Raw genomic sequence first — 11661 nt, 5'->3', positions numbered from 1 at the left:
ATCCGCGACGGCACCGACTTCGCCGCAACGGCGTGAAAAAATACAGTTGCCGGAGATATTTTTGAAGAAGAGAAGATGCGGGCGTGGCGTCAGACGGGCGGCGCGCGGCGCACGATGACCTCGGCGCCGGGTTCCTCGGGTTCGTCGTCGACCATCTCGGCCGGGAAGCCCGGCGCGCGGATGTCGAGGCCGGTGGCCTCTTCCAGTCGCCTGATGATGTTGTCGGACTGCTCGCGCGCGCCGTAGCGGGCGATGCCGTCCTGGAAGATCGAGATCAGTAGCGGGTTCAGCTCCAGCGGCACTCCGGCGCGGTCGGCCACGGCCTGGAACAGTCCGATGTCCTTGGCGACGAGGTCCATGGTGAAGGAGATGTCGCGGCTGCCGTTCAGGATCACCTGGCTTTCGGTCTCGTGCACGAAGCTGTTGCCCGAGGAGATGCGGATCGCCTCGAAGGCGGTGCCGAGATCCATGCCCGCCCCGGCGGCGACGGTCAGTGCCTCGGTGCAGGAGATCAGGTTGGCGGTGGCGAGGTAGTTGGTGATGACCTTGAGCACCGAGGCGCTGCCGATCTCGCCCGTGTGCAGGATGCGCCGGCCCATGATGGTGAGCAGCGGCAGCACACGGTCGAAGGTGGCGCGGTCGCAGCCGGCGAAGATCGAGATATTGCCGGTATCGGCCCGATGGCAGCCGCCCGAGACCGGGCAGTCGACCGCCGCGCCGCCCCGCGCGATGACCTCGGCGCCGAGGCGGCGGATCTCGGCCTCGTCCGTCGTCGACATTTCCAGCCAGACCTTGCCGGGGGTGACCTCGGGCAGCATCTCGGCAACCACGGCGGCGGAGATGGCGGGGCTGGGCAGGCAGGTGATGACCACGTCGCAGTCGCGCATCAGCGCCGCGGGAGAGGTCCCGGCGCGCGCGCCCTTGGCGACCGAGGCCGCGACCAGGTCGGCGTTGAGGTCGTGGACCATGACATCCACCCCGTTGCGGATCAGGCTCCCGGACAGCTTGCCCCCGACATTGCCAAGACCGATGAACCCGACGCGCATGTGACCGCTCCCCCTGTGGTATCAGATTGAGCCTGCCGCGCGCGCCCAAGCCGCGCGCCTCTGTTTGCGACACGCGGAGAGGTCGCCTGCGGGTCAGCCTTCGAGCGACTTGTCCGAGGCGTCGGCCTGTCCGGCGATCCAGTACCCCGCGGCCTTGAGCCAGCTGAGCGGATGGCCGCGCGCGGTCAGGTGGTCGCGGATGGCGCGGGCGACGCCGGCCTCGGCGGCGATCCAGACGAAGGTGCCCGGTGCGATGTCGATCCCGTCGAGCGCCGCGAGATAGGGGGCGGGGTCGGTCGCCTGCGCGGCGGGGCGGTGTAGCCAGAGGGCGCGGTGTTCGGCGGCGCTCTCGAAGCGCTGCTCGTCCGCCGGGCCGGGCACGGCGACGATGCTGGTGACGCGGGGGCCCTGCCGCAGTTCTTCGACCTGGCGCCCGATCGCCGGCAGGGCCGTCTCGTCGCCGATCAGCAGCCATTGCGCGATATCGCCTGCGATCACCGCCGAGCCGCGCGGGCCGGCGATTTCGAGTGTATCGCCGGCCTGTGCGCCGCGCGCCCATTCGGCGGCGGGGCCGGCATCATGATCGACGAAATCGAGCAGCAGCCGGTTGGCGGCGGCGTCGTAGCGGCGCGGGGTGTAATCGCGCCGGTCAGGCTCGGCCCCGTCCCGCGGCAGGAACACCTTGAGGTGGTCGTCGAAGGCGGCGGAGACGAAACCGGCAAGATCCGCGCCGGTCAGGTGCACGCGGATCATGTGCGGCGTCAGCCGCTCGACCCGTTCGACGGTGAGGCTGCGCCGTTTCAGCTCGTGCCGCATCCGGCGGATTTCGGGATGCGCGATATCGGTGGATTGGTCGGTCATCTTGGTCCTTTCAGGGCGGTTCCGGCAACGCCGCCCAGGGCCAGACCGACCGGGACGCACGTCTCCGGACAGGGCCCGTGCCTGTCGGCTACGTGCGTTGGTTGACGTTAACGCTTGCGATGGTGGCCTTGGGGGGCCGCCTGTCGGGTATTTACGAGCGTTTTACTCAGGCATCAACTCCCGCCTGATGCACAGGGAAATTGCCGCCCGCGCACAGTGCGGCTAGGCTCGGGCACATGAGCTATCCCGCCAACCATCCCCCGATGACCCGCTCCGGCGATGCCGAGGCCGGATCGAGGTGACCGAGGATTTCGCCCCCCTTCGCGCAGCGCAACGACATCTTCACCCGCGCGATGTGGGACGAGACGGTGCGCAGCAAGGCGACCGAGGGGTTCTTCAACTCGTATCGCATGGAGGCCATTCCCCGGCGCGGCGACGGCTTCACCCAGCGCGACTTTGCGCTGCGCAACGCCGCCTGGCTGATTTCGGACGTCATCACCAACCGTTTCGCGGCCCAGGGCCGGCGCGAGGGGTTCCAGGCGCCGATCTCGGACGACACGCCGGTCGCGCCCGATCAGGTGCCAGTCGGGGACCCGGCTGCGATGGCGGAGGAGATCAAGCGGGTGGCGCGGTTCTTTGGCGCGGGGCTTTGCGGGATCACCGAGAGCGACGAGCGCTGGCACTACACCGCCCGCGTCGACGTGCGCGACATGAGCGAGGCACCGCTGGGCCTGCCCGAGGGCCTGACCAGCGTGATCGTGCTCGGCCAAGACATGGACGAGGGCCTGGTCGCCACCTACCCTTCGGCGCCGGCCGGCGCGGCGACGGGGCGGGAATACAGCCACGAGGCGGCGGTGGTGATGCAGGTGGCGGCCTATATCCGGAACCTCGGCTGGCGCGCGGTGGCCTCGATGAACGACACCGGGCTGGTGATCCCCTATGCGCTGAAGGCGGGACTGGGCGAATACGCCCGAAACCAGATGGTGATCACGCACGAATTCGGGCCGCGCCTGCGGTTCTCGAAGATCTTCACCGACATGCCGCTGGCCCATGACGCGCCGCGCCCGCTTGGCGTCGCCGCCTTCTGCGCGATCTGTACCAAATGCGCCGATACCTGCCCCGCCAAGGCGCCGCCGCTTGGCCCGCCCAAGGTGGGGGGGGGGCGCGAATGTCTCGGCGATCCGGGATGTGCGGAAATGGACCTCGGACGCCGAGAAGTGCTTCTCGTTCTGGGCCAAGACCAGCACCGATTGCGCCATCTGCATGCGCGTCTGCCCGTTCAACCGCGACTTTCGCAAGCCGCTCCACCGGCTCTGGCTGCGGCTTGCGCTGTCGCCGCTCAGGCGGATTGCGCTCTGGCTTGACCGCGGGCCCGGGGCCGGATCAAGCCGGCGCGTTGGTGGGGCGACTCGGGGTAATCCGGCTGGCGTTTCCCTTGTGTGACCAACATTAGCAAAGCTTGCTATACTGTTTCCAGAATTGGCGGGGTTTCCGGGTGTATTAAGGCAAACTTGCCCTATTTCTGGCTGAAACCGCCTTATTTTCGTATCCAGATGCCATGAAGAACTGGCACCCATATCCCACGTCGAACACGCCCGCAGCCGAGGTTGAGCCGGTGGCACAGCCCGCCCTGGCGGCGGCCCTGGACCACGGCGCGCAGCCGGAGAACCGTCTGGTTGATGCCGACGCGGCGCTGCTTGCGGCGGTGCTATCGAAGACCTCGGCCCGGCCCGCGAAACCTGCGCCGCGCGCGCAGGCCGAGGCCGCTGCGCCGGTGATCTGGAACCTGCCCGGCTTCGAGGGCAAGTGCCGCGTGACGACCAATTTCGGCGAGCTGCCCGTCGAGGCGCTGCGCCGGCGCGACATGGTCAAGACGCTGTCGGGTGCCTATCGCGAGGTGAAGCGGGTCGATGCGATCCGGCTCGACGCCGATTTCATGGAGCGCCACCCCGCCGCGCAGCCGGTGATGATCCGCGCGCGTGCCGCCGACGGCCTGGTGCCTGCGCGCAACATGCTGGTGTCGCCGGCCCAGAAGCTCTGGCTGCCGAAGCAAGGCCAGCGCGCCGGAGCGAAGACCGCGCTGCAGCTCGAGGGCACGCCCAACGTGCTGCGGGCGCATCGCACCGAGATTACCTACTACCGCTTCCACCTGGGCGAGGAGGAGACGGTTGCCGTGGAGGGTGCCTGGTTCTGCACAGCTCCGTACTGAGTATTCGCCCCTGTTACTTGCCGGCATGTTGCCGGGTATTTTTGACGAGTGTGCGTAAAGAGTGAGTTGGTAAAGGTCTGTCCCCCGGATTTTCCGCGTCTGGAGGCAGGCTGAAGGGCCGGAGCCGGGAGCGATCCCGCGCTCCGGTCCGCCTGTATTGCAGGTCTGCACAGGGTCCGTGTGGCGGCGCGCATTGATCGGTGCGGCGCAGCGACTATTGTCTGTCCCAACCGCAATCGAGGAGACCGACAATGTCGCTCAGACCCACGATAGAGACCCGCCGCGCCCAGCCCACGATGGAGGGCGCTGGCGTCAAGCTGCACCGCGCTTTCGGCTTCCAGGATCCCAGCGAGCTGGATCCCTTCCTACTGTTCGACGACTTCCGCAACGAGCGCCCGCAGGACTACCTGCGCGGCTTTCCCTGGCACCCACATCGGGGCATCGAGACCATCACCTACGTGCTGGCCGGCACGGTGGAGCACGGCGATTCGCTGGGCAATACCGGCAGGCTCGGCGCCGGGGACGTGCAGTGGATGACCGCCGGTTCGGGGATCATGCACCAGGAGATGCCGCAGGGGAATGCCAAGGGGCAGATGCATGGCTTCCAGCTCTGGGGCAACCTGCCTTCCGCGCAGAAGATGACGGCGCCGCGCTACCAGGACGTGAAGTCGAAGGAGATCCCCGAGATCATCGATGACGACGGCACCCGCGTGCGGGTGATCGTGGGCGAGTTCTGGGGCAAGACCGGACCGGTCGACGGGATCGCGGCCGATCCGCAGTATCTCGACATCTCGCTGCCAGCGGGGGTGAAGAAGACCTTCAGGATCGACACCTACCGCCGCGCCTTCGCCTATGTCTTCGAGGGGGCCGCGGCCTTTGCCGATGCGTCGAAGCCGGCGGGCGTGCTGCTTGAGAAGGAAGTGGGCGGCGAGGAGGTGAACATCCGCGACCTGTCGGGCAACCGGACGCTGATCCGGTTCGGGACCGGGGACGAGATCACCGTGCAGGCCGGGCCCGAGGGCGCGCGGTTCCTGCTGATCTCGGGCGCGCCGATCAACGAGCCGGTGGCCTGGCACGGGCCGATCGTGATGAACACCCGCGAAGAGCTGATGCAGGCCATGACCGAGCTGCGCAACGGGACCTTCATCAAGCCCGCGCATTAGGCGTCCCAGCTAGGACGGGGGGTCACTCCCTTGATACAAAACGATATTTCCGGGGAGTGAATCCGGGACACCGTGACGCGCCGAGATATCGGCGCGTCATTTCGCGTTTGTAGGGCGGGATTCATCCCGCCGCGCCGGCGCCTCAGCGCGCGTCGCGGTCGGGGTGGCGCTTGAGCGCGAAGCGGGCCAGCACGGCGAGATAGCCGAACTCGGCCAGGAGCAGCAGCGGCCAGGGCCAGGTCAGGAAAGCCGCCATCACGCCCAGCACGCCCACCATCATGAAGGGCGCCTTGTCGCGCGAGATGCGGATGAGCTTGAGCGAGGGCGTGGTGATGCGCGAGATCATCATCAGCCCGACCAGTACCAGCCAGACAGCGGTGATCTGCGACATCACCGGGTCGATCAGCTCGGGCATGTTCTGCTGCAGCACCAGCGGCAGCAGCGCCAGCACGGCCCCACCCGGGGCGGGCACGCCGGTGAAGACCACGCGGGTCACGCCCGGTTCGGCCTTGGAGGTGACGTTGTAGCGGGCCAGCCGCATGCAGCAGCAGAGGCAGTAGATCAGCACCGCGATCCAGCCGAGGCTGCGCGAGTGCTGGAGCACCCAGATATAAAGCAGCATCCCCGGCGCGACGCCGAAATTGACGAAATCGGCCAGGCTGTCGAGCTCGGCGCCGATGGCGCTTTCGCTCTTGAGAAAGCGCGCGAGCATCCCGTCGAGCGCGTCGAGCACCGCCGCCAGCACGATCAGCGACATCGCCAGCACGGCATTGCCGTCCATCGCAAAGCGGATCGAGGTGAGGCCGGCACAGATCGCGCCGAGCGTCATCATGTTGGGCAGCATCTGGATCGGCCGCACCGGCATCCGGCGCCGTGATTTCTCGGTGGCGCGGTGGTCGTCCATCATTCGCTCCGGGCCTGTCGCACCGGCTCGGCGCTGCGCAGGTCGGCGAGGACGGTCTCGCCCGCGATCATGGTCTGGCCCAGCGCCACCATCGGTTCGACGCCCGGCGGCAGGTAGACGTCGAGGCGCGAGCCGAAGCGGATCAGGCCGAAGCGTTCACCGGCGCGCAGCCCCTGCCCCTCGGTCACGAAGGGCACGATGCGGCGGGCGACAAGGCCGGCGATCTGAACCACCGCCAGCTTGCGGCCGTCATTCATCTCGATCGCCAGCGAGTTGCGCTCGTTGTCCTCGCTGGCCTTGTCGAGCGAGGCGTTGAGGAACTTGCCGGGGCGGTAGACCATCCGATCGACCCGGCCGGCGACGGGGCTGCGGTTCACGTGGCAGTTGAAGACCGACATGAAGACGCTGACGCGGGTCAGTTCCTCGCCGCCCATGCCCAGTTCCGGCGGCGGCGCGGCGTGTTCGATCAGCGAGACCACCCCGTCGGCGGGCGACAGGATCAGGTCGGCGCGCACCGGCACGCTGCGCTTGGGATCGCGGAAGAAGTAATAGCACCAGACGGTCAAGCCGACGCCGATCCAGCCGAGCGGTTCCCAGACCAGAAAAAGAACCAGCGTGATCACCGCGAAGATGGCGACGAAACGGCGCCCTTCGGGGTGCATCGGCTTGATGAAGGTTTCGTGCATCTTCATGGCGCGGTCTCACCCTGTTCAAAGTGGATTATGGGTTATCCCGGCGCGCCGACATATTCAACGCGCTTGATGCCGCGGATGCGAAAAAGGGCCGGATCCAGCAGATCCAGCCCTTCGCTTGTTCCCCTTTCAGGCGGGGATCAGCATGCCCTTGTCGCGGGCGAGTTCGCGCATCCGCTTCTGCAGCTTCTCGAAGGCGCGCACCTCGATCTGGCGGATGCGTTCACGGCTGACGCCGTATTGCACGCTCAGATCCTCCAGCGTCACCGACTCTTCGGCGAGGCGGCGCTGGGTCAGCACGTCCTTCTCGCGGTCGTTCAGCACGTCGAGCGCCGCGATCAGCAGTTCGCGCCGGGCTTCCAGCTCGTCGCGCGCCTCGTAGTCGCCGGCCTGGTCGGCATCCTCGTCCTCGAGCCAGTCCTGCCATTGCATCGAACTGTCGCCCTCGGTCCCGACCTGGGCGTTGAGCGAGGCATCCGAGCCGGACATGCGCCGGTTCATCGAGATCACTTCCTCTTCGGTGACGCCGAGGTCATGCGCGATCTGACGCACGTTGTCCGGATGCAGGTCGCCCTCTTCCAGCGCGCCGATGCGGGCCTTGGCCTTGCGCAGGTTGAAGAACAGTTTCTTCTGCGCCGAGGTGGTGCCGAGCTTCACCAGGCTCCACGACCTCAGGATGTATTCCTGGATCGAGGCGCGGATCCACCACATGGCATAGGTCGCCAGGCGGAAGCCCTTTTCCGGGTCGAAGCGTTTCACCGCCTGCATCAGGCCGACGTTGGCCTCGGAGATCACTTCCGCCTGCGGCAGGCCGTAGCCGCGATAGCCCATGGCGATCTTGGCCGCGAGGCGCAGGTGCGAGGTAACCATACGATGCGCCGCCTCGGTGTCCTGATGGTCCACCCAGCGCTTGGCCAGCATGTATTCCTCTTCCGGTTCGAGCAGGGGAAACTTGCGGATCTCCTGCAGGTAACGGTTGAGGCCGCCTTCGGGAGACGGAGCCGGCAGATTTGCATAGTTCGACATGTGTCGCGTCACTCCCACCTGGAACGGGCCAATGTTTAGGCCCTTAACATGCCATATGGTTTCAGCTTTGCCCGCCTTCAAGGGGCGGTAATGGCATGATGAAGTTAAAATAGTGTAACCTGAATGGATAATCCTGTGCACTCACGCACAGGTGAGTTTCATTTCAGGCCCTCCCGCCCGGATTGGCGGGGTGCGATGTTTGCGCTATCAGCCACGGATTTGCAAGAGGTTGCGATGACAGCACCGAATTCCCCCCTGCCCCGGATCGCCGGCGCGCTCTACCTGGTCATCATCCTCTGCGGCATATGGTCCGAAGGTTTCGTGCGCGCGGCGCTGATCGAGCCCGATGACGCGGCGGCGACCGCCGAGATGATCGGCGCGCGGATCGGGCTGTTCCGTGCGAGCCTTGTCGCCGACACTGCGATGGCGGTGGCCGACGTGGCGCTGGCGGTGGTCTTCCTGATGTTGCTGCGGGCGCAGGGCGAGGTTCTGGCGCTGATCGCCACCGCCTTCCGGCTGGTGCAGGCGGCGCTGATCGGGGCGAGCCTGGTGGCGCTTGGCGGCGTGCCGGCGGCGCTGGAGCTGGGCGAGGACGGGCTGGCGCTGGGGCTTACCGCGATTCACGCCGGGGGTTATGACCTCGGGCTGGTCTTCTTCGGCGTGACCTGCTTCGCGATGTGCGCGCTGCTGCGCCGTTCGGGCGGGGTGCCGGCGGCGATTGCCTGGGGGATCGGCGCTTCGGGCGTGGTCTATATCGCCGGCAGCCTGCTGCGGCTGGCGGCACCCGAGTGGCACGAGGGTTTTCAGCCGGCCTATGTCGTCCCGCTGGTCAGCGAGAGCGCGCTTTGCCTGTGGTTGCTGCTGCGGGGCCGGATCTAGCCTTCCAGCGCGGCGATCAGGGTGGCCATGTCCTCGGGGAGCGGGGCCTCGAAGCGGAGCGCCTCGCCAGTGACCGGGTGGATGAAGCCGAGCACGGCGGCGTGCAGCGCCTGGCGGGAGAAGTCGCGCAGCGCCTGTTCTCCGGCGGGCGGCAGCGCGCCCTTGGCCACCTTGCGGCGGCCGCCGTAGACCGGGTCGCCGACCAGCGCGTGGCCGGCATGGGCCATGTGCACGCGGATCTGGTGGGTGCGGCCGGTTTCGAGCCAGCATTCGAGCTGGGCGGCGACCGGCGGCGCGCCGTAGGCCGCGACCACCCGCGCCCGCGTCACCGCGTGGCGGCCGCCCTGGAACAGCACCGCCTGCTTCTGGCGGTCGGTCTTGTGGCGGGCGAGCTGGGTGGTGATCTTGAGGATATTGCCGGCCTCGAAGCTGGTGCCGCGGATGCCGCGCAGGCGGGGATCGCTGGCATCGGGCACGCCGTAGCAAACGGCGCGGTAGTAGCGTTCGACCGTGTGCTTCTCGAACTGGGCTGCGAGGCCGTGGTGGGCGGCGTCGGACTTGGCGACCACCAGCAGGCCCGAGGTCTCCTTGTCGATGCGGTGGACGATGCCGGGGCGTTTCACGCCGCCGACGCCGGAGAGATCCTCGCCGCAATGGGCCAGCAGGGCGTTGACCAGCGTGCCGGCGGGCGAGCCGGGGGCCGGATGCACCACCATGCCGGCGGGCTTGTTGATGACAATGAGCTCGGCGTCCTCGTAGACCACGTCCAGCGCGATGGCCTCCGGGGCGATGTCGCTCTCCTCGGGCGCCTCCAGGGTAAGCGCCACCTCGGCGCCTTCGGCGACGCGGGCCTTGGCGTCGGTCACGAGTGTTCCGTCGATGGCGACCCCGCCCTCGGCGATCAGGCGGGCGAGTTGGGTGCGCGAGAGCGACTCGGCGTCTGGAACATCGCGGGAAAGCGCCTTATCAAGGCGGGGCGGCGGATCGGCCGCGATGGTGAATGTGATCCGGCGGATGGCCATGACTGAACCCCTAGAACCGCTGCCCGAGCCGGCGAACCTGAGGGTCCTGCGGATCCTCGTCACGGTGCTGACGGTGGTGATGATTGGCGGGCTTCTAACCATCGTCGCCCTCTTTGTCATCCGCTTCTCGTCCAGCCCGCCGATGGTGCCCGACAGCGTGACCCTGCCCGACGGTCTCAAGGCCGAGGCCTTTACCCTGGGGCCGGACTGGTATGCGGTGGTGACCGAGGGCGGGAAAAAGATCCTGATCTTCGACCGCGAGACCGGGGTTCTGCGGCAGACCGTCGAAGTGAAATAGGCGGGCCAGGGAGGTGTCCTAGCTAGGACACTCCTCAAGACGCTGAAATAAAACAACTTTTTCAGAGTGGCTTTCCGGGACGCGGTTTACAGCGGCCTTCAGCCCTCGGCGATCATGTCGAGCAGCGCCCGCACCGCCATCGCGTAGCCGCGCGCACCGAAGCCGGCCATGACGGCGGTGGCCACGGGCGAGACCAGCGAATTGTGATACATCTTCTCGCGGCGGTGGATGTTGGAGATATGCAGCTCGATCAGCGGGACGTTCAGCATCTTGAGCGCATCCATCAGCGCCATCGAGGTGAAGGTGAAGGCGGCCGGGTTGATGATGACCCCGGCGGCCTCGTCCACGGCCTCGTGCACCCAATCGATCAGCTGCGCCTCGGAGTTCGACTGGCGGAAGACCAGCGGTCGGGCGCCGACCGCCGCGCGGCAGGCGGTTTCGATATCCGCCAGCGTAGTGGTGCCGTAGATTTCCGGCTCGCGGGTGCCGAGGCGGTTGAGGTTGGGGCCGTTCAGGATGTGGATCGGTTTCATTTCGCCTCCAGCCGCGCCCTGAGCGGCGCGAGGTCGCCGGCGCGCATCTTGCCCTCGCGCAGCACGAACATGCCGCGCAGCTCGTGCCCCTCGACCACCGCGCGACTGCCGACATAGCCGGTGTATTCGAGGCGGAGCACCTTGCTGCCCCAGTCGGCGATGGTCATGTCGAGGCGCATCCGGTCCCCTTCGGTCGCGGGCGAAGGGAAGCGGGCGGCGACGTCCATCAGGCCGATTCCCTTCGCGTCGAGGTCGGCGCAGAGTGCGCGGTGGCCGCCGGCGCGGTCCTGCAGGAAGCTGTGAAAGCAGCGGTCGAACCAGCGGAAATAGTTGGGATAGAAGACGATGCCCGCCGGGTCGCAATGGCCGAAGCTGATCGGGATATCGAGCGAGAAGTCGGGCATGGTCAGCGGTCCTCCCAGCGGGGGCGGACCATCTCGAAACGCTCGCCGCCCCGCTGGTACCAGCCCGAGCCGTGCAGGCGGGCGATCAGGTCGAGCTTGGCGTTGTCGACATGGCCGCGTTCGGCGTCGAGCAGGCAGTCGTCGGCGATGTGGATCGCCTCGACGCGGCCGATGGCCAGCGTCTGGTGCGGGCTGGTGGCGACGGCGCTGTGCAGGCTGCATTCCAGGGAGACCGGCGCGCCGGCGATGCGGGGCGGCGCGATCTTGACCGAAGGCTCGGTCTGCAGGCCGGCAAGGTCGATCTCGTCCACCTCGGCGGGGGCGTTGATGCAGGTGGCGTTCATCTGCCGGGCCAGGGCGTAGGGCACCAGGTTCACCACGAATTCGCCGGTGTCGAGGATGTTGCGGCAGCTGTCCTTGAAGCCCTTGACCGGGTCGCGCATCAGCCCGACGCAGACGATCGGGGGATTGTCGCCCATCATGTTGAAGAAGCTGTAGGGCGCGGCGTTGCGCTGGCCCGAGGCGCCTTGCGTGCTGACCCAGGCGATGGGGCGCGGCGTGATCGTCGAGGTCAGCAGCTTGTAGGTGAAGGACGGCGGATAAACACTTGTATCGTATAGCATG

13 protein-coding genes and 1 pseudogene are annotated in these 11661 nt (G+C 67.4%); 5 read left to right on the top strand and 9 right to left on the bottom strand.

Annotated elements, in window-relative coordinates; genetic code table 11:
- Positions 1-89: 89 nt before the first annotated feature.
- Together IE266_RS24775 and IE266_RS24770 are read right to left on the bottom strand one after the other, a co-directional pair.
- Positions 90-1046 (bottom strand): NAD(P)-dependent oxidoreductase, encoded by a 957-nt coding sequence (locus IE266_RS24775; protein ID WP_189682817.1) that lies wholly within the window; start codon positions 1044-1046, stop codon positions 90-92.
- A gap of 93 nt (positions 1047-1139) precedes the next feature.
- The gene (locus IE266_RS24770; protein ID WP_189682816.1) at positions 1140-1907 is read right to left on the bottom strand and encodes a siderophore-interacting protein; all 768 of its coding nucleotides are present in this window, start codon (positions 1905-1907) and stop codon (positions 1140-1142) included.
- Between the two features lie 236 nt (positions 1908-2143).
- On the opposite strand from IE266_RS24770, the pseudogene IE266_RS24765 reads away from it, so the two are divergent.
- The 3 genes and pseudogenes from IE266_RS24765 to IE266_RS24755 all read left to right on the top strand — a co-directional run bounded on the left by IE266_RS24765 (position 2144) and on the right by IE266_RS24755 (position 5279).
- Positions 2144-3325, top strand: a pseudogene (locus tag IE266_RS24765) (4Fe-4S double cluster binding domain-containing protein).
- Positions 3326-3522: 197 nt separating this feature from the next.
- Positions 3523-4116 (top strand): Hint domain-containing protein, encoded by a 594-nt coding sequence (locus tag IE266_RS24760; RefSeq protein ID WP_189682815.1) that lies wholly within the window; start codon positions 3523-3525, stop codon positions 4114-4116.
- 251 nt (positions 4117-4367) lie between these two features.
- Positions 4368-5279 carry a pirin family protein gene (locus tag IE266_RS24755; RefSeq protein ID WP_189682814.1) on the top strand — a complete coding sequence of 304 codons (912 nt, stop codon included), beginning with the start codon at positions 4368-4370 and terminating at the stop codon, positions 5277-5279.
- Positions 5280-5421: 142 nt separating this feature from the next.
- On the opposite strand, the gene pssA is transcribed toward IE266_RS24755, so the two are convergent.
- The 3 genes from pssA to rpoH form a co-directional block, all read right to left on the bottom strand.
- Positions 5422-6183: a CDP-diacylglycerol--serine O-phosphatidyltransferase gene (gene pssA / locus IE266_RS24750; protein WP_229864472.1), complete on the bottom strand. Its 762-nt coding sequence runs from the start codon at positions 6181-6183 to the stop codon at positions 5422-5424.
- Complete coding sequence (locus IE266_RS24745) at positions 6183-6875, bottom strand: phosphatidylserine decarboxylase (RefSeq protein WP_189682813.1); 693 nt, start codon at positions 6873-6875, stop codon at positions 6183-6185. Before IE266_RS24745 ends, pssA begins: the two co-directional genes overlap by 1 nt.
- 129 nt (positions 6876-7004) lie before the next feature.
- On the bottom strand, positions 7005-7901 hold the full coding sequence (rpoH, locus tag IE266_RS24740) for an RNA polymerase sigma factor RpoH (RefSeq protein ID WP_189682812.1): 897 nt from the start codon (positions 7899-7901) through the stop codon (positions 7005-7007).
- A 234-nt stretch (positions 7902-8135) separates the two neighbouring features.
- On the opposite strand from rpoH, the gene IE266_RS24735 reads away from it, so the two are divergent.
- Complete coding sequence (locus IE266_RS24735) at positions 8136-8780, top strand: DUF4386 domain-containing protein (protein ID WP_189682811.1); 645 nt, start codon at positions 8136-8138, stop codon at positions 8778-8780.
- Here IE266_RS24735 and IE266_RS24730 read toward each other — a convergent pair.
- Complete coding sequence (locus IE266_RS24730; protein ID WP_189682810.1) at positions 8777-9802, bottom strand: RluA family pseudouridine synthase; 1026 nt, start codon at positions 9800-9802, stop codon at positions 8777-8779. The two genes, IE266_RS24735 and IE266_RS24730, sit on opposite strands and share 4 nt — an antisense overlap.
- Between IE266_RS24730 and IE266_RS24725 the strand changes: the two genes are divergently transcribed.
- Complete coding sequence (locus IE266_RS24725; protein WP_189682809.1) at positions 9801-10100, top strand: DUF6476 family protein; 300 nt, start codon at positions 9801-9803, stop codon at positions 10098-10100. The two genes, IE266_RS24730 and IE266_RS24725, sit on opposite strands and share 2 nt — an antisense overlap.
- A gap of 98 nt (positions 10101-10198) precedes the next feature.
- On the opposite strand, the gene aroQ is transcribed toward IE266_RS24725, so the two are convergent.
- From aroQ to IE266_RS24710, 3 genes are read right to left on the bottom strand one after another with little or no spacing between them, the layout of a single operon-like run.
- Positions 10199-10633 carry a type II 3-dehydroquinate dehydratase gene (gene aroQ, locus IE266_RS24720; RefSeq protein WP_189682808.1) on the bottom strand — a complete coding sequence of 145 codons (435 nt, stop codon included), beginning with the start codon at positions 10631-10633 and terminating at the stop codon, positions 10199-10201.
- The gene (locus IE266_RS24715) at positions 10630-11037 is read right to left on the bottom strand and encodes an acyl-CoA thioesterase (protein WP_189682807.1); all 408 of its coding nucleotides are present in this window, start codon (positions 11035-11037) and stop codon (positions 10630-10632) included. The genes aroQ and IE266_RS24715 overlap by 4 nt, the downstream gene beginning before the upstream one ends.
- Positions 11038-11039: 2 nt before the next feature.
- Positions 11040-11660 (bottom strand): flavin reductase family protein, encoded by a 621-nt coding sequence (locus IE266_RS24710; RefSeq protein ID WP_189682806.1) that lies wholly within the window; start codon positions 11658-11660, stop codon positions 11040-11042.
- Between the last annotated feature and the right edge of the window lies 1 nt (position 11661).

This window comes from Seohaeicola zhoushanensis (assembly GCF_014656415.1).
Lineage (GTDB): Bacteria > Pseudomonadota > Alphaproteobacteria > Rhodobacterales > Rhodobacteraceae > Seohaeicola_A > Seohaeicola_A zhoushanensis.
The sequence above is the reverse complement of the archived record's forward strand: the minus strand, read 5'-3'. Positions and strand labels throughout refer to the sequence as shown.

Bases quoted from the DNA above. Each gene is read 5' to 3' on its own strand.
- IE266_RS24775 (WP_189682817.1), bottom strand. From the start codon at position 1,046: ATGCGCGTCGGGTTCATCGGTCTTGGCAATGTCGGGGGCAAGCTGTCC.
- IE266_RS24770 (WP_189682816.1), bottom strand. From the start codon at position 1,907: ATGACCGACCAATCCACCGATATCGCGCATCCCGAAATCCGCCGGATG.
- IE266_RS24755 (WP_189682814.1), top strand. From the start codon at position 4,368: ATGTCGCTCAGACCCACGATAGAGACCCGCCGCGCCCAGCCCACGATG.
- pssA (WP_229864472.1), bottom strand. From the start codon at position 6,183: ATGGACGACCACCGCGCCACCGAGAAATCACGGCGCCGGATGCCGGTG.
- IE266_RS24745 (WP_189682813.1), bottom strand. From the start codon at position 6,875: ATGAAGATGCACGAAACCTTCATCAAGCCGATGCACCCCGAAGGGCGC.
- rpoH (WP_189682812.1), bottom strand. From the start codon at position 7,901: ATGTCGAACTATGCAAATCTGCCGGCTCCGTCTCCCGAAGGCGGCCTC.
- IE266_RS24735 (WP_189682811.1), top strand. From the start codon at position 8,136: ATGACAGCACCGAATTCCCCCCTGCCCCGGATCGCCGGCGCGCTCTAC.
- IE266_RS24725 (WP_189682809.1), top strand. From the start codon at position 9,801: ATGACTGAACCCCTAGAACCGCTGCCCGAGCCGGCGAACCTGAGGGTC.
- IE266_RS24730 (WP_189682810.1), bottom strand. From the start codon at position 9,802: ATGGCCATCCGCCGGATCACATTCACCATCGCGGCCGATCCGCCGCCC.
- aroQ (WP_189682808.1), bottom strand. From the start codon at position 10,633: ATGAAACCGATCCACATCCTGAACGGCCCCAACCTCAACCGCCTCGGC.
- IE266_RS24715 (WP_189682807.1), bottom strand. From the start codon at position 11,037: ATGCCCGACTTCTCGCTCGATATCCCGATCAGCTTCGGCCATTGCGAC.
- IE266_RS24710 (WP_189682806.1), bottom strand. From the start codon at position 11,660: ATGCTATACGATACAAGTGTTTATCCGCCGTCCTTCACCTACAAGCTG.